Here is a 15,819-nt window from a genome sequence, read left to right on the forward strand (position 1 = left end):
ACTTTAAGGGGACTTAAAAAATTGTCGATGCAGGCGATGCTTACTTTCGCTGCCATTAATTTAAAGAAGATGGCCAATTGGACATGGCGAGGTCCAAAAATGGCCTAACATAGTGGGCTCGTGTAGAGCCCCAATCTCTTAACTTTAGGCGGAAATTCAAAGGGAATTTCAAAAGRGGTTCAGAATTTTTTAATTCCGAACCCCTTTTGTCTACAAACTGAAACTCGCTGGCAGAAAGCGAGTTTTTTTTTGTTAATTATTTCTATCCGGGACTTTTATCATGGCCGCAATCAGTCCTTGATACTAACGGCTGGAGTTTCCTGATAAGTATTTGTCAAATATTTCTTTGTGCAGCCCTGGTTTTGATACGAAAAGTGAGTCGCCTTTTAAAAAATCCAATTTGTCACCTTTCATATTACTAACTTCCCCGCCCACTTCCTCGACCAGTAAAACTCCCCCGGCAAAGTCCCAAGGCATGAGTCTCATGGTTATGTATGCATCAATCCTCCCAGCGGCCACGAATGCCAGCTCCAACGCTGCCGAGCCATAAGAACGTGTTCCTCTTGCATCCCGGACCAGCGGCGCCAAAAGACTCGGGTCGATCCTCCGGTTTTCCGTTACCCAGCTTGCATTAATGGAAATGATCGCTTTGCTTACCGATGCCTCTTCAAGAGATGGGAGCCTTTGATCATTCAGAAATGCTCCTTGTCCCTTAATCGCATGATATAATTCATCACTAAAGACATCATAAACCATGCCAATCTTTCCGATGCCATCCACATAAACCCCAAGAGAAATCGCAAAATTCCTCTGTTGATGAATGAAGTTCAAAGTTCCATCAATTGGATCGATGATCCACACCGTACCTTTTAGGTCTTTAATATCATTGCCCATTCCCTCTTCACCAAAAATGCGGTGTTCTGGAAAAGCTTCGCCGATTTTTTCGCAAAAAAACTTTTCTATCCCCTTATCCATATTAGTTACCAAATCATTCGGATTCGTTTTCATTTCAATATTCAACTTGGTTTTGAAGGACGCCCTTAGCCTATTACCGGCTTCTTTCATCCATAACTTCGCATATGTATCCATTTCCTTGACCGATGCCATTATAATATCCCCGTCCTTTATGATCAGAAACTACATTAAAATGATCCTCTTTTAAAGATTAAAGCAAATATAGCTTGCCTTCAAGCTTTTAACATCTTAAATTTTCCATTTTTTTAACTGATGAGGAAAGAAGTTTCCTTGACTGCCCATCCATTAATCGTAATCATGATTTAGCCAGCAAGAATATTCTCCTTACTTGACGTTTCCCTTMCTTATTAAAGGGACTCGAGACCAAATGAAATTCCACCTTATATATATTGGACATTTAATGAAAAACGGACACATTATTTTTTAATAAAATAAAGTGTCCGTTATCTATAATAAAATTCCTTGTATTGAAATTGATTCATTTCCTTAATTCATTCTCCTTCAAGGTCTCTGCAGCCAATCATTTACAAGGCTTTCAGTTTCAACAATTCCAAGCGGATTCGTTCTAGTCTTTGCTTGCATTGTGACCTCTTTTGGTCATTCTCTTCACCGATTGCTTCAAAAAGGGTTGCTAATTCATAGTCCATTTCCATTCTTAACACTGCAGCTCTATGTCTTTCAACTTCTTTAGCTTTTAATGCTTGGTTCATGACTTGTTTCATAATTAACATTCTCCCTTCGTTAATTAACGTAATTTTCTGAATTTATATTATCATATGACTTCCTACCTCAAATAGCAACTAATTTKTGTTATAACCTATAAGGAATTTTACATTGCCAACCTGAATCGTATTTTTTAAATTTTACTTTTACTTATGCTACAATATGTGCAGATATTACGGTAGGAGAGATGAAAATGAATATAGCAAGTTTTACAGCAGATGATTTTGATGTTTTTAAAATTAATGGATTGGAACCGCGCATGGATGCTTTAAAAGAACGGATCCAGCCTAAATTACAAGCCCTAGGAGAGCACTTTTCTCAAAAGCTCTCAGTTATGACCGGCGATGAAATGCACCCTCACGTTGCAAAGCATGCTAGACGGACAGTGAATCCCCCTAATGATACATGGGTTGCTTTTGCTGCCAATAGCAGAGGTTATAAAATGATGCCGCATTTCCAAATCGGGTTATGGGAAACGCATATGTTCATCTGGTATGCCGTCATTTACGAAGCCCCTAATAAAATGGAAATCGGAAAGCATCTGGAGCAGCAGGCAGACCGATTGGTGAATAGCATTCCCTCCCATTATGTTTGGTCAATGGACCATACAAAACCTGATGTCATCCCTCATGAGGGTCTTGGAGTAGATGATTTGAATTCAATGTTCACCCGTTTGCAAACGGTAAAGAAAGCAGAAATCCTATGCGGTATAAAAATTTCCCGTGATGACGCTATTAAGTTAAAAGATGATGATTTCATTGAAACCATTCAAGATGCGTTTGAACATCTTTTACCCTTATATCAATTAAATTAAACACATTGATTCCTATTCGGATCCAACAATAACTGGATAATATAAAAGGAGAGCCAAAGAGCTCTCCTCAGACTGTAGGCAAACTCGATAATCATTGGGTTTGTCTACAGTTTTTTTAGGTTTTTAAAAATTTGACCGTTGCCTCCAGGACTCGCTTTTCCGCCAGAGTCTCGTACACCCGCCCCAATCAACTATGTTTAAATTAGAACTCCTTTTGCCTATAAACTAAGGGCAGCCTGGGAGTCTCTCCATCCCTATTTTTGCACTAAACCTTTGCTTGCTTGAATCAAGTCTCTAATTCGGTCTTCCTTGCCTGTCTCGAAGCATTCGATGATCTTGCTGCCGACAATGACTCCATCGCAGTATTGTATGGCATCACGGATATGTTCTGGAGTCGATATGCCGAACCCGGCAAGAACGGGAACCGGACTTATCTCTTTTACTTTCTTTAAATAGCCTCCAAGTTCTTCTCCGAAGGCATCACGGGCACCTGTGATGCCTTTGACTGTAACTGCGTAGATGAAGCCCTCCGCCCCTGCGGTTATCTCAGTGATGCGCTCTTGCGGAGACGTGAGTGTCACAAGTCGGATAAGAACGATCCCTGCAGTTTTGATTGATGAAAAGATGGCTTCTTCTTCAATCGGTAAATCGGGGATGATGCACCCGGAAATTCCTGCTTGAAGACAGTCAGTCGTAAACTCTTTAAGTCCATAAGCCAGGATTGAATTCGTATATCCCATTAAAATAATGGGGATGTTCACATCATTTTTGATTTCCATTACTTTTTTCAGGACATCTTTTAAAGTTGTTCCATTTTTCAAAGAACGGATTCCAGCTTGTTGGATAACGGGTCCATCAGCGACAGGGTCAGAGAAAGGTATTCCTAGTTCAACGGCAGTCGCCCCGCTGTTTTCAAGGAAAAGAAGCTGGCTCTTTAACCGATCAAGACCTCCATCACCTGCCATGATATATGGTATGAATGCTTTTTCCTGCTTTGTTTGGCATTCTTCAAGCGCATTTGTTAATTTATTCATGTTCACTACCCCCCATCAATGATTGGACCGTTTCAACATCCTTATCACCACGGCCGGACAGGCAAATCACCAGTCCTGTTCCTTTCTCCATTTCTTTAGCAAGCTTTAAACCATAGGAAATGGCATGTGAACTTTCTAAAGCGGGGATGATCCCCTCCTCCCTTGACAGCATCGCTAGGGCTTCCAAGGCTTCTTCATCGGTTACTGAAGTATATTCCACCCGATTCGTATCTTTTAAGTAACTATGTTCAGGCCCTACCCCTGGATAATCCAGCCCTGCCGAAATAGAATGTGCCTCCTGGATCTGACCGTCCTCGTTCTGCAAAACATACATGAATGCCCCGTGGAGCACCCCAGGTTTCCCTTTCGTCAAACTTGAAGCATGCAAAGGTGTATTAAGTCCATGCCCTGCCGCTTCCACTCCGTATAACTTTACCGTTTCATCCTCAATGAAGGGATAAAACATCCCCATTGCATTACTTCCTCCGCCTATACATGCGACTACTGCATCCGGCAGGGAATGAACCGCCTCAGAATATTGACGTTTTGTTTCATTCCCTATCACGCTTTGAAAATCACGGACAATAACGGGGAATGGGTGCGGACCAAGAACTGATCCCATTATATAATGGGTGTMATCCACATTAGCCACCCAATACCGTAACGCTTCATTTACTGCATCCTTCAGTGTCCCGCTTCCTTGTGATACAGATATGACCTTGGCTCCCAAAAGCTCCATCCTGAATACATTCAATTTCTGTCTCCTGATATCTTCTTCTCCCATAAAGATGATGCATTCCAGCTTCAGCAAAGCACACACAGTCGCCGTTGCAACCCCGTGCTGTCCTGCACCCGTTTCGGCAATCACTTTTTTCTTGCCCATTTTCTGAGTCAGCAAAGCCTGGCCGATCGTATTATTTATTTTGTGGGCTCCGGTATGATTCAAGTCTTCGCGCTTCAGATAAATATCTGCACCGCCAGCCAGTCTCGTTAAGTTCTCCGCAAAATAAAGAGGTGTTTCCCGACCGATATATTGTTTCAGGTAATAACTTAGCTGCCTTTGGAATTCTGGATCATTTTTAGATTGTTCATATACTTCTTCAAGCTCCGTAATCGCCGCCATTAAAGTTTCTGGAACGAAGCGGCCTCCATATGCTCCAAAATGTCCAGTTTTATCAGGCTGTGTATAAGTATTCATCTATTCATTCCTCTTTTCCGGCTGTATTTTTTGCCTCATTGATAAATGCTTTCATTTTTACAGCATCTTTTAATCCGTTTGTTTCAACACCGCTTGCTACGTCAACTGCGAATGGTGAAACGGCATTAATCGCTTTTCCGACATTTTCCGGAGTCAGCCCACCAGCTAGAATTACCTTCTCCAGTGGCAGATCAGCTTTTCGAATCATATCCCAATCCAGAGTCAATCCCTTGCCGGATGCGCTCTTAGGAAGATCGACCAATAGATAATCCGCTGGGTATTCATGCAGGTTTTCAAGGTCTTTCTCTGAATGKATGGCAAAGGCCTTGATCACCGGCAGGGGCATTCTGCGGGCAAAGCTGGCAGACTCGTTACCATGAAGCTGAATATAATCCAATCCCGCAATTTCAGCACTTTTTATCACTTCTTGTTCAGTTTGATTGGCAAACACTCCGACCTTTTTAACATGACCAGCTAGATTCGCTCCGAAATCTCCTACTATCTCCGGCTCAACCTTCCTGCTGCTCTCGGCAAAAATGAAACCAATGAAGTCTGCTCCGGTACTAACAGCAGTCTGAGCAGCTGCCAAAGTCTTTATCCCACAGATTTTCACTAACATATTAATCTCCTTATATACTCATTTGCAGTTCGGCCATCTTGTGCGGAAGATTTGATGCAGTCATGAGTGTCTCCCCGACCAAAACCGCTTTTGCACCAGCATCCTTTACACGCATCACATCTTCTTTTGTTTTGATCCCACTTTCACTGATAATGATATGGCGTTTGGGATCAAGCAACTTCGCCAGTCGTTCCGTTACAGCCAAATCCACTTTGAAGGTTTTTAAATTCCGATTGTTAATCCCTATGAGCTCTGCATTCAGCTCTAGAGCACGTTCCAGTTCGGCTTCATCATGGACTTCCGTCAATACTTCAAGCCCTTTCTTTTTTGCATATTGATATAATTCATGAAGGCGTTTTTTAGAAAGTGCTGCCACAATCAATAGAATGATAGTCGCACCTGCTCTATGGGCCCGATCGATTTGGATTTCATCGATGATGAAATCTTTGCACAACCTGGGAATTTGTATAGCCTCGCTTACGTTTCTCAAATCTGCAATGGATCCTTTAAAGAAAACCTCATCCGTCAATACGGATATCGCTGCAGCTCCGCCACTTTCATATGAAAGGGCCTGCTCGATCGGATTTACATTGATTTTAATGTCCCCCTTTGAAGGGGAAGCCCGTTTTATTTCCGCGATGACCGCCATCGATTTAGCCGTTTTCAAATTTTCCACCAAAGATGGTCTGACTATGTTGATCATGACCGAATCATCTAAGGCCCTTTCTTTTAATTTTGCGACTTCCACCTTTTTCTGTTCGATGATTTTCGTTAAGATATTTTCCATTACATGACCACCTTATTTCTATTGCCATAAGCAATCAGATTTTCTAACTTTGCAAGAGCCGATCCGCTATCAATGCTTTCTTTGGCCATGGAGATTCCTTTTTTGATCGTTGCTGCCGTACCATGTGCGTATAATCCCAATCCGGCATTTAATAAAACGGTATCACGATATGCACCTTTTTCCCCTTTGAGAAGCCTAAGCATGATATCGGCATTTTGTTTGGCGTCACCACCACGGATGGCATCATTTCCGTAAACCGGCAGATCCACTTCTTCAGGATGCAGCGTAAATGGGATAATATCTCCTTGCTCCAAAAGGACGAGTGAGTTTTCACCCTGCAGGCTCGCTTCATCCATGAACCCGGCACCATTTATCACGACTGCGCGTTTTCTGCCCAATTTATGCAGGACTTCCGCAAAAAGCTCAAGCATATCGCGTCGATTGATTCCCATTAATTGCGTGTCGAGCTGGACTGGATTTGTCAGAGGACCGATAAGATTAAATATCGTCGGGATTTTCAGTTCTTTTCTCACTTTCATTATCCTTGCAATATTAGGGTGAACAGATGGGGCAAATAAGAATGTGATCCCATTTTCCTCCAACAGTTCCTTTAACATGTCAGGCTCCAAGTACAAATTAACGCCTAATGCTTCCAATACATCCGCACTTCCCGTTTTGCTTGAAATGCTGCGATTTCCATGTTTGGCAACCTTGACACCGGCCCCAGCAAGCACGAAGGCCGATGCTGTGCTTATATTGAAGCTTTGTGATCCATCTCCTCCCGTTCCGCAATTATCCATTACATTAAGGGAGCTTGTTTGTACACTTCTCGCTTCCTTTCTCATGACTCTGACAAGGCTTGCTATTTCACCTGCCGTTTCCCCTTTGGCTTTTAAGGCAATGATGAATGCTGCCATCTCGCTTTCGGAGATATCTTTAGAAAATAACGATTGGGCTGCTCTGCTCATCTCTTCTTCCGTCAATGTTTGACGCTCTGCTAACTTCGCTAAATACTCCTTCACCGCTAACTCCCCCAGTCGTTTTTTGTTTTATAGAATGGATTGCTCCTTCTCTGATTGAAAGGTACCGGCAATCTCATAAAATTGATGTAATAATTCCTTGCCGATTTTCGTCCCTATTGATTCAGGGTGGAACTGTAAACCGTAGAGAGGGAATTCCTGATGTTTAAGGGCCATGATTTCCCCATCATCCAGTGCCACTGCCGTCACATTCAGTTCTTCTGGCAAACTCGCCCTTTCAACCACAAGGGAATGGTAGCGCATTACCGGGAATTGTAAGTCCTGTTTGGCAAAAACGCCTGTTCCATCGTGTTCGATTACCGATGTTTTTCCATGCATGATTTGTTTCGCCCCAACAACATTCGCTCCAAAAACCGCCCCAATGGCCTGGTGCCCCAAACAAATGCCTAATAGCGGAACCTTCTCATAAAAATTGCGGATGATCTCCATACTGATTCCAGCATCTTCGGGCCTGCCCGGTCCCGGGGAAATGACGATTGCCATTGGATTCAGTTCCTCAATTTCCGCAAGGGTGATTTCGTCATTCCTTTTTACTACGATTTCTTTTTCCACTTCACCTAAATATTGATAAAGGTTGTATGTGAACGAGTCATAGTTATCAATTAATAAAATCATCTAGTGTGAACCTCCATTAAAGCGCGTGCTTTATTTTGTGTTTCTTCATATTCCGTTTTTGGATCTGAATCATATACGATTCCAGCCCCTGCCTGTACATAGGCCTTGCCACCTTTAATGATCATCGTCCGAATGGCTAAAGCCATATCAAGATCCCCTCCAAAACCTATGTAGCCTATCGAGCCCGAATACATCCCCCGTTTACAATTTTCCAGTTCATTAATCAGCTCCATTGCCCTGATTTTAGGAGCACCTGAAACTGTTCCGGCAGGAAGGCAGACCGTCAGTGCATCTAAACTCGTGTACCCTTCCCTAAGCTTTCCGCTAACCTTCGAAGCAATATGCATGACATGCTGATATCTTTGAATTTCCATTTCCTCGGTAAGGTGGATTGAACCGATTTCGCAAACCCTGCCAAGATCATTTCTACCTAAATCAACTAGCATCTTATGCTCGGCAAGTTCCTTCTCATCCATCAGCAGGCTTTTTTCGAAGCCCTTATCTTCTTCATCCGTTTTCCCTCTCGGCCTTGTGCCGGCAATGGGATTAACATGAACCATTCCTGATKAAACACTGATTAAACTTTCTGGAGAAGACCCAATGATTGTATATTCACCAAATTCTATATAAAACATATAAGGAGAGGGGTTGGCTAATCGCAAACGACGATAGGCGTCGAAAGGCTCCCCATCAAAGTCCGCTTTAAACCTTTGTGATAAAACAACTTGGAACACTTCACCAGCTATGATCGCCGATTTAGCTTCAAGGACCATTTTCTCGAATTCATCCTGACTGAAATTMGAATTGAATTCCAAATATTCCGACGATATTTCCTTTGACGGCTTGCTTGCCTGATTTATTTTATCCTTCATTCCCAATAAACTTTTTTCACTATCTTCTTCAGCAGTCAAAAGATGGATCTTCTGCAGAACATGATCGAATATATACAGTTCTTTATAAAAAAGAAAGTGAGCATCAGGCATTTGCAATGAATCAGGAGGAACCGGACCAATATTTTCATAAAGACGAATGATATCATAGCCCATATATCCGATTGCGCCACCGTTAAATGGCGGAAGATGTGTGGGAACCTCTTCTATTTCCACTAATAATTCTTTTTTTAGAAACTCGATGATATTGATGTCCTTAACGATTTGATCACCTGTTTCAATGTCTTTCACATTTACTCGGTCAGCAAGCGATGTCACCTCCAAATAAGGTTTTGAACCTAGATATGAGTAGCGGCCGTTGTCATGATGCGAATTCGAACTTTCCAATAAAAACTTCTGGTCACCATCTAATTTCTGAAATATGGCAATGGGTGTATGGATATCCCCTTCAATTGTATCCATTTTGAAACGGAGTACTTTTTTTTCATCCAAATTATTCATCTCTTGATTCCCTCCCGATTCTTATGCGCTCTTATAATCCCCCGGAGGGAAAACCCTTTTGGYCAAATGACCAGGTCTTCATTTCCTCTGGATATTTTCTTTAAAAGGTATATATATTGAAATTCCAATAAAAAAATCCCCTGCAAACACAAATATGTGTCTGCAGAGGACGGTATACCGCGGTGCCACCTCAAGTTGGAAAAATGCATCATTTTTCCCTCTCAAGCAAGAATTGAATTCTTGCGATTACCCTTTAACGGTGGCAGCCGAGTTTCCCTACTTATTTTCAAGAAACCACTCATAAGTCCATTCATCTTCTTATATCGTACCGGTTTCCACCTATTCCGGCTCTCTGTGACGCATCTAAAAAGATTACTACTCTCATTCATAGATTTAATTATCATTTTCAAAAAAAACGCAAAAAGGGCCCTCATCCAAAGGACGAGGAACCCGTGGTACCACCTTAATTAGCTAAATTAGCTCACTTTACGGCATTAACATGCCTATCTCCATTAACGATGAGATAATCGCCAAAGCCTACTCCGTTCATCCGTTTCGGTTTGGGGCTCGGAAGTCCATTCGCTTAATTTCGTTCACCAGTTTTCAGCAACCACTGGCTCTCTGCAGAACATCATTAAGGTACTCTTCTTCGTCACTGCCTTTATCTTTTTCTTGATTATTATGTTAAAACAATCTTTTCAGTAAGTCAATGGAGTTTTCGAAAAATTATATTTTTAATGTTTCATTTTTATCCATTCCCCGTCATCGATTCCTTTTGCCTTCTTAATGACAAGATAGGCTGAATAGGTGCTGACTGACTCGAACTCATCCGTATACTTTTTTTCATCCGCCTTGCCGGGGACTATTTCCTTGAATCTTCGGTAAGCCTTCATGAATTCTTCCTTTTGTATCTTATTTTCATAAGCCTTTTCTACTGCTTCAAAGAATTTAATCACATCTACGATTTCGTCAGTAGACCAATCAAGATCCATTGGATATTGATAATCCATATCCTAAACACGCTCCTTCTAGATAGTTTTTCATGTTGTCCGGCGGACCATGCATCATCAGTCTGCCCATTTTGAACGAATTGCTTCCGCCTGGTCGATAATCCGACTGAATAGTTCAGCAGTCGATGGTACATCATGAATCAGCCCCATCACTTGTCCAGCCCAGGCAAAGCCTTCACCCTCGACACCGTCATGAATATAACGCTGATTCGCTTTTCCACTTATGTATTCCTTCAATTGTTCATATCCGCCGTTTTCTTTTTCAATATCAAGAATCTTATCGGTCCAACTGTTTGCAATTACCCTGGCTGGTGCACCAATGGACCGCTTGATGATAACGGTATCATTTTCCGTGCCGGAAACCAAGGCATTTTTATATAATTCATGTGCATGAACACACTCCTTGACAGCTATGAAACGTGTTCCCATCTCGATTCCTTCGGCACCAAGCGCCAACGCTGCCATCAAACCTCGTCCATCGCCAAAACCTCCAGACGCGATGACTGGAATTTTAACGGAGTCCACAACTTGAGGAATTAACACGGAGGTCCCAATATCATCACGCCCTAAATGTCCTCCGCCCTCATGACCAACTACCATCACTGCATCTGCACCAAGCTGTTCAGCCTTCATTGCCTGCCTTCTTGCAGCAACAAGCACCAGTTTTTTCACTTGAGTGCCTTTAACGTAATCAAGAAAAGGGCCAGGGTTGCCGCCGGTTACGGAAACAGCTGCAATTCCCTCTTTCAAGGCTGCTTCAAGCATGTGTTCATAAGGCCTCCCATGCTGGCCGATCGCAAAGTTCACACCAAACGGTTTATCCGTCAATGATTTTGTTTTTCTTATTTCTTCTATCAGCTGCTCCGGGGTGTCCAAGGACATGGCCGTCACCTGCCCTAGCCCGCCTGCATTCGACACTGCCGCAGCCAGGTCGGCATATGCTAAATGGGCCAATCCCCCCTGTATAATTGGGTATTGAATACCTAACAAATCGGTCACACGCGTTTCCCACTTCAAACTCCTCATCTCCCTTTTCATTTGCTGGATTGTTTATTTAGCTGAATCCAAATCATTAGCTTCATTATGGCAAATATTGTTTACCCGTTCAATTTTTAACTCACACATACAATATAAAAAAAGAAGAATTCTTGAGTAAATCAAGTTAATACTAGAAAAATGGATATTTATAAACTGCTGATAATTTTATTGGGCTCCTTAAAGACAAAGACATATATAAATTGTTTAAGTCAGGACATTAAATCACTCTAGGCATTTATTATAAGACGTGCTATAATTCATATGTTTTATGTCTATCCACAAGCTTACTAACCATACAAATGGAATCGGAGAAACATACGATCATTAATAGAAAGGGAGTAAAACCTCCCATATTTCGTACCTATTTTACTGAAAAGGGGCCACAAAGAATTGTCACAGAATGAAACACCCTTATACACTGCCTTATTGCAGCATGCAAAAAGAAATCCCGTTCAATTTCATATTCCAGGTCATAAAAAAGGAAAAGGAATGGACGCTGATTTCCGTAATTTCATTGGAGAAAATGCATTATCGATAGATTTAATCAATATCGCTCCACTCGATGATCTCCATCAGCCAAAGGGGATCATCAAACAAGCTCAGGATCTTGCCGCTGAAGCTTTTGGGGCAGATCACACATTCTTTTCCGTTCAAGGAACAAGTGGAGCAATCATGACGATGGTCATGACAGTCTGCGGACCTGGGGACAAAATCATCGTCCCAAGGAATGTACATAAATCCGTAATGTCTGCCATTGTATTTTCCGGAGCTGTTCCCATTTTCATCAATCCTGAAATAGACAAAGATTTGGGCATTTCACACGGAATCACCGTTGATGCCGTTGAAAAAACTTTAAGGGAACATAGCGATGCAAAAGGATTGCTTGTCATCAATCCCACCTATTTCGGCATTTCGGCTGATTTGCAAAAAATAGTGGAAGTTGCCCATTCCCACCAAATCCCAGTACTCGTAGATGAAGCACATGGTGTCCATATACACTTCCATGAAGACTTGCCGATGTCAGCCATGCAGGCTGGAGCGGATATGGCTGCTACTAGTGTTCATAAACTGGGCGGTTCACTAACGGGAAGTTCCATATTGAATGTTAAGACTGGATTGGTTTCCGCAAATCGTGTTCAAGCCATATTGAGCATGCTTACAACCACCTCAACCTCCTATATCCTTCTGGCTTCCCTGGATACGGCTAGAAGACAACTTGCGACAGTAGGCAGGGAAATGATCGATGAAGCGATCAATCTCGCAGGGTATATCCGTGAGGCCGTTAATGAGATTCCTTATCTTTACTGTGTCGGCAGCGAAATTCTCGAGAGCGAGGCAGCCTTTAGTTATGATCCGACAAAATTGATCATATCCATCAAGGAATTGAATATTACCGGATACGACGTTGAGAAATGGCTTCGTGAAAAGCATAATATCGAAGTGGAACTTTCCGACTTGTACAATATCCTTTGCCTGATAACACCTGGAGACACAAAAACAGAAGCGGACCTGCTGATCGCTGCCCTTAGAGACTTAGCGGATGAGTTTAAGGAAATGGCGGCTGAACATGAAAAGATCGAAGTCCTGCTTCCTGATACACCACCGCTGGCTTTATCACCCAGGGAGGCATTTTATGCAGAAACCGAAGTGGTTCCCATTGAGGAATCTGTCGGCAAAATCAGCGCTGAATTCATCATGGTTTACCCGCCTGGAATTCCGATCTTCATTCCAGGAGAATTGATTACTGAAGATAATATCAATTACATCCGGAAAAACATCGAGGCCGGACTTCCGGTTCAAGGCCCTGAGGACCCAGAAATAAAACATTTACGCATCATAAAAAATTGATTATCCCATCAAACCAGAGCAGAGTACTGCTCTGGTTTTTTTAACTTTTTATTATTAAGCACTGGCTTCTATAAAAAGGGTGCTTCAGGTTACAACCCTGAAACACCCTTACATTCTATTAATCTTGAAATCTTTTTTCCATTTATTTTTCAGAGGCAGCTGTATCACAGCATTGGCAGTTGTGATTGTGTGTGTATAATACACTTACTTTCTCATCTTCAAAATGTTCAATCGTGCTATTGCAAGTTTGACATACGATAGTTCCCATTTTTACAACCCCTTCCCCTATATTGTATGCATCATTGATATAATGTAACCGCTTTAAATGAATTATAATATAACACATTTATTATTTCAAGCTAAAAAGTATAACATATATACTTTTTCTCACTTAATGAACGATCATGTTGAAAGAAATGGATTCCAATCGTTCGTTAGACTGATTCTTTTTTTAGGCTCTTTTCATAAAGATTGTTGTTTTTAAAACGAAACTATTTAAGGTTGATTGGAGCGGAAGTGCGAGACTCCTGCGGGAGCAGCGGGACAGGTGAGCCCCCACAGGCGTTTACGCCGAGGAGGCTCACCGCCCGCACCAAGGAAAGCGAGCATCTGGAGGGGAAATCAACCACACCGCACTACTTGGTAAATAGCAATAAAGTATGCGAAAACAGCCTTTTTTAAAACACGGGAATTTATTTATAAAGGGCCCTGGACTCAGTGCATCACACTCCTTGCTTTGGGATGGCAAGGTGAAAAAGGAATTTCGCCTTTTCATTTACATATAGATAGGTATATAATACATCCATAAAATGTTAAAATATTCTTACATCTTATCGATTGAAGGGGGATCCACATGTCTGAAAATGCCTATATCAAACTCGTTCCCGAGTCCGTGAAAGGAACTGTAACCATCGAAGACGTGAAAGAATTGCTGAACTATTATCAAATGATTACAGCGAAAACCGGAAAGCAATTGGATTGGGACTATGATAAGAAAGCATTTCCTTATGAAATGAAAGAACCGGAAAGAATGAAGGATAAGGCCATATATCTCCAAGCCAAAGAAGATCGATATCACATGATATTGATAGGAGTTGACCAAGAAGTCGTAAAGGATGAAGATGGATCAGATCGGATCCAATCCTATATCCAATTCACCCTCCCTGAAACAGCAACTTTCGGTGATAAGGGAAAAGCTAATGAATTGTGCAAATTCCTTGCAAAGAAATTACGGGCGCAGCTGCATCTCTTCAATAAACGGGTGATGTATTATTATCCAAGGAAATAAAAAAACCTGCGAATGCCGAAATTGGCTCATGCAGGCGTTTCAATTAATTTTGGATCAAGGAACTCATAGCCTTTCTTTTGAAAACCTTTCACGATATCCTCTATCGCTTCACTCGTCCATTTCCGGTCATGCATCAGTAAGTTCGCCCCATTTCCCAAATAAGGGCTGTTCAACATGATTTCCGTTAAAGCTTTTTTATCTTGATACTCTTTTTCCCAGTCATAGCCGTAAGTCCAATTCATGACCAACATTTTTTCTTTCTCAGCGACTTTTTTTGAATGCTCGGTATTCGAACCAAATGGCGCCCTGAAGTACTTAGGGCGTACCCCTATTATTCCCTCAACCAAATTGTTCAATTTTACGATTTCCCGCTCTTGTTCCTTTTCGTTCAACTCTTTTAAATTTACATGGGAATACGTATGATTTCCTATGGAAAAACCCATTTCATGAATTTCTTTCAGCATCGCTTTATTTTCATCATTTTCAAGAAAGTGACCGTTCACGAAAAATATCGCAGGTACTTCTAGTCGCTTCAGGGTTTGGGCGATTGCCAGGGAATATTTATCAGGTGCATCATCAAATGTCAACAACACAACTTTCGGATTTGCATCCCCAATCGGTTTAAATGACCAATTCTCTTTATCCACCCGATATTCTGCCTTTACATTCCCTTCGCCAATCGTTTGTGACGTTTCTGTTTCCAAATCTTTCTCTTGCTGAATTTCATCTTGGACCGTTGTCGTCGTTTCGACACTTTTTTCATTCTCATTTTCAGTTTGATCGGAACTCGGGTCATTACAAGCCATCAATAAAAATGATACTAATGTAAATAATGCCACTACTTTGTTAAACATGATACCTCCGTGGTTTTATATGTCATCGAAGCTTACGTAAAAATTCAATATACGGGTACCAGCGTTTCCAAAAGGATTTGCAAAATCCCGTAACATAATAGACTTATCACGGTAACAAGCATGGTTCGTCTATTGGATTTTAAAATCATTTTACCAATGTAAATGGCTAGATAAGAAAAGACCAGAAACATGAATACTTTGAAAACGAATCGATCGTTAACAGACAGCCATTCAACTAATGTATACCCGCTCCAAACGATTAGTTGAAAGAGGATTACCAGATAATTTTTCAAGTGATCCACCCCATTTTAATATGAATATATCAGCCATGATCTTTTTATTGGCAAAAAATATTCTTTAACAAATCGCTCATCTTATTTTTTATCCTTTATGGCCTTTTTCAAACCCTTTCAAGGAAAAAAGTAAGAAGTCCTTTTTATAGCTTATGCCCTTTTTGTCCATTTCATTTAACTAGTGAGAAGAAATTCATGAATGGGGAGTCATCCTTCATTTTTTTAATCCGGCCAATAAAAAAAGCGTACTGCATTTTGCAGTACGCTCAGTTTGTAGACAAAAGGGGTTCGG

Annotated in this window: 17 protein-coding genes and 2 other annotated features; of the genes, 3 read left to right on the top strand and 14 right to left on the bottom strand. The window is 41.5% G+C overall.

What is annotated here, in order from left to right; all coding sequences use genetic code 11:
* Nucleotides 1–303: 303 nt before the first annotated feature.
* Complete coding sequence (locus AC1DVB_RS20020; RefSeq protein ID WP_057278471.1) at nucleotides 304–1,107, bottom strand: inositol monophosphatase family protein; 804 nt, start codon at nucleotides 1,105–1,107, stop codon at nucleotides 304–306.
* A 392-nt stretch (nucleotides 1,108–1,499) separates the two neighbouring features.
* Complete coding sequence (locus tag AC1DVB_RS20025) at nucleotides 1,500–1,697, bottom strand: hypothetical protein (protein WP_034314018.1); 198 nt, start codon at nucleotides 1,695–1,697, stop codon at nucleotides 1,500–1,502.
* A 194-nt stretch (nucleotides 1,698–1,891) separates the two neighbouring features.
* Here AC1DVB_RS20025 and AC1DVB_RS20030 point away from each other — a divergent pair, with 194 nt between their 5' ends.
* Nucleotides 1,892–2,512 carry a YktB family protein gene (locus tag AC1DVB_RS20030; protein ID WP_057278472.1) on the top strand — a complete coding sequence of 207 codons (621 nt, stop codon included), beginning with the start codon at nucleotides 1,892–1,894 and terminating at the stop codon, nucleotides 2,510–2,512.
* Between the two features lie 254 nt (nucleotides 2,513–2,766).
* Here the strand turns inward: AC1DVB_RS20030 and trpA are convergent, their stop codons facing one another.
* The 9 genes from trpA to AC1DVB_RS20075 form a co-directional block, all read right to left on the bottom strand.
* A complete protein-coding gene (trpA, locus tag AC1DVB_RS20035; RefSeq protein WP_057279034.1) occupies nucleotides 2,767–3,546 on the bottom strand; it encodes a tryptophan synthase subunit alpha in 780 nt (259 codons plus the stop codon).
* Nucleotides 3,539–4,744, bottom strand: a complete 1,206-nt coding sequence (trpB, locus tag AC1DVB_RS20040) for a tryptophan synthase subunit beta (RefSeq protein ID WP_477590635.1) — start codon at nucleotides 4,742–4,744, stop codon at nucleotides 3,539–3,541. The genes trpA and trpB overlap by 8 nt, the downstream gene beginning before the upstream one ends.
* A 4-nt stretch (nucleotides 4,745–4,748) precedes the next feature.
* The gene (locus tag AC1DVB_RS20045; RefSeq protein ID WP_057279032.1) at nucleotides 4,749–5,363 is read right to left on the bottom strand and encodes a phosphoribosylanthranilate isomerase; all 615 of its coding nucleotides are present in this window, start codon (nucleotides 5,361–5,363) and stop codon (nucleotides 4,749–4,751) included.
* Nucleotides 5,364–5,373: 10 nt separating this feature from the next.
* A complete protein-coding gene (gene trpC, locus AC1DVB_RS20050) occupies nucleotides 5,374–6,150 on the bottom strand; it encodes an indole-3-glycerol phosphate synthase TrpC (RefSeq protein ID WP_057279031.1) in 777 nt (258 codons plus the stop codon).
* Nucleotides 6,150–7,172 (bottom strand): anthranilate phosphoribosyltransferase, encoded by a 1,023-nt coding sequence (gene trpD / locus AC1DVB_RS20055; RefSeq protein WP_048687068.1) that lies wholly within the window; start codon nucleotides 7,170–7,172, stop codon nucleotides 6,150–6,152. Before trpD ends, trpC begins: the two co-directional genes overlap by 1 nt.
* Nucleotides 7,173–7,199: 27 nt before the next feature.
* A complete protein-coding gene (locus AC1DVB_RS20060; protein WP_057279030.1) occupies nucleotides 7,200–7,805 on the bottom strand; it encodes an anthranilate synthase component II in 606 nt (201 codons plus the stop codon).
* On the bottom strand, nucleotides 7,802–9,196 hold the full coding sequence (gene trpE, locus AC1DVB_RS20065; protein WP_477590638.1) for an anthranilate synthase component I: 1,395 nt from the start codon (nucleotides 9,194–9,196) through the stop codon (nucleotides 7,802–7,804). The genes AC1DVB_RS20060 and trpE overlap by 4 nt, the downstream gene beginning before the upstream one ends.
* A gap of 162 nt (nucleotides 9,197–9,358) precedes the next feature.
* Nucleotides 9,359–9,594, bottom strand: a binding site (T-box leader).
* 36 nt (nucleotides 9,595–9,630) lie between these two features.
* Nucleotides 9,631–9,861, bottom strand: a binding site (T-box leader).
* A 69-nt stretch (nucleotides 9,862–9,930) separates the two neighbouring features.
* Entirely contained in the window at nucleotides 9,931–10,206 is a 276-nt protein-coding gene (locus AC1DVB_RS20070) for a UPF0223 family protein (RefSeq protein ID WP_048687073.1), read from the bottom strand.
* Nucleotides 10,207–10,263: 57 nt separating this feature from the next.
* Nucleotides 10,264–11,223, bottom strand: a complete 960-nt coding sequence (locus AC1DVB_RS20075) for an NAD(P)H-dependent flavin oxidoreductase (protein WP_057279028.1) — start codon at nucleotides 11,221–11,223, stop codon at nucleotides 10,264–10,266.
* Nucleotides 11,224–11,634: 411 nt separating this feature from the next.
* Here AC1DVB_RS20075 and AC1DVB_RS20080 point away from each other — a divergent pair, with 411 nt between their 5' ends.
* Nucleotides 11,635–13,092: an aminotransferase class I/II-fold pyridoxal phosphate-dependent enzyme gene (locus AC1DVB_RS20080; RefSeq protein WP_063576939.1), complete on the top strand. Its 1,458-nt coding sequence runs from the start codon at nucleotides 11,635–11,637 to the stop codon at nucleotides 13,090–13,092.
* Between the two features lie 142 nt (nucleotides 13,093–13,234).
* Here the strand turns inward: AC1DVB_RS20080 and AC1DVB_RS20085 are convergent, their stop codons facing one another.
* The gene (locus tag AC1DVB_RS20085) at nucleotides 13,235–13,360 is read right to left on the bottom strand and encodes a GapA-binding peptide SR1P (protein ID WP_081108747.1); all 126 of its coding nucleotides are present in this window, start codon (nucleotides 13,358–13,360) and stop codon (nucleotides 13,235–13,237) included.
* 585 nt (nucleotides 13,361–13,945) lie between these two features.
* Here AC1DVB_RS20085 and AC1DVB_RS20090 point away from each other — a divergent pair.
* On the top strand, nucleotides 13,946–14,380 hold the full coding sequence (locus AC1DVB_RS20090) for a DUF1885 family protein (RefSeq protein WP_057279026.1): 435 nt from the start codon (nucleotides 13,946–13,948) through the stop codon (nucleotides 14,378–14,380).
* Between the two features lie 26 nt (nucleotides 14,381–14,406).
* On the opposite strand, the gene AC1DVB_RS20095 is transcribed toward AC1DVB_RS20090, so the two are convergent.
* Both AC1DVB_RS20095 and AC1DVB_RS20100 read right to left on the bottom strand, forming a co-directional pair.
* Entirely contained in the window at nucleotides 14,407–15,234 is an 828-nt protein-coding gene (locus tag AC1DVB_RS20095; protein ID WP_095680024.1) for a polysaccharide deacetylase family protein, read from the bottom strand.
* A 44-nt stretch (nucleotides 15,235–15,278) separates the two neighbouring features.
* Nucleotides 15,279–15,536 carry a hypothetical protein gene (locus AC1DVB_RS20100; protein WP_306804763.1) on the bottom strand — a complete coding sequence of 86 codons (258 nt, stop codon included), beginning with the start codon at nucleotides 15,534–15,536 and terminating at the stop codon, nucleotides 15,279–15,281.
* Between the last annotated feature and the right edge of the window lie 283 nt (nucleotides 15,537–15,819).

This window comes from Peribacillus sp. P4_D6, from assembly GCF_056401795.1.

Bases quoted from the DNA above. Each gene is read 5' to 3' on its own strand.
- AC1DVB_RS20020 (WP_057278471.1), bottom strand. From the start codon at position 1,107: ATGGCATCGGTCAAGGAAATGGATACATATGCGAAGTTATGGATGAAA.
- AC1DVB_RS20025 (WP_034314018.1), bottom strand. From the start codon at position 1,697: ATGAAACAAGTCATGAACCAAGCATTAAAAGCTAAAGAAGTTGAAAGA.
- AC1DVB_RS20030 (WP_057278472.1), top strand. From the start codon at position 1,892: ATGAATATAGCAAGTTTTACAGCAGATGATTTTGATGTTTTTAAAATT.
- trpA (WP_057279034.1), bottom strand. From the start codon at position 3,546: ATGAATAAATTAACAAATGCGCTTGAAGAATGCCAAACAAAGCAGGAA.
- trpC (WP_057279031.1), bottom strand. From the start codon at position 6,150: ATGGAAAATATCTTAACGAAAATCATCGAACAGAAAAAGGTGGAAGTC.
- AC1DVB_RS20060 (WP_057279030.1), bottom strand. From the start codon at position 7,805: ATGATTTTATTAATTGATAACTATGACTCGTTCACATACAACCTTTAT.
- AC1DVB_RS20070 (WP_048687073.1), bottom strand. From the start codon at position 10,206: ATGGATTATCAATATCCAATGGATCTTGATTGGTCTACTGACGAAATC.
- AC1DVB_RS20085 (WP_081108747.1), bottom strand. From the start codon at position 13,360: ATGGGAACTATCGTATGTCAAACTTGCAATAGCACGATTGAACATTTT.
- AC1DVB_RS20090 (WP_057279026.1), top strand. From the start codon at position 13,946: ATGTCTGAAAATGCCTATATCAAACTCGTTCCCGAGTCCGTGAAAGGA.
- AC1DVB_RS20095 (WP_095680024.1), bottom strand. From the start codon at position 15,234: ATGTTTAACAAAGTAGTGGCATTATTTACATTAGTATCATTTTTATTG.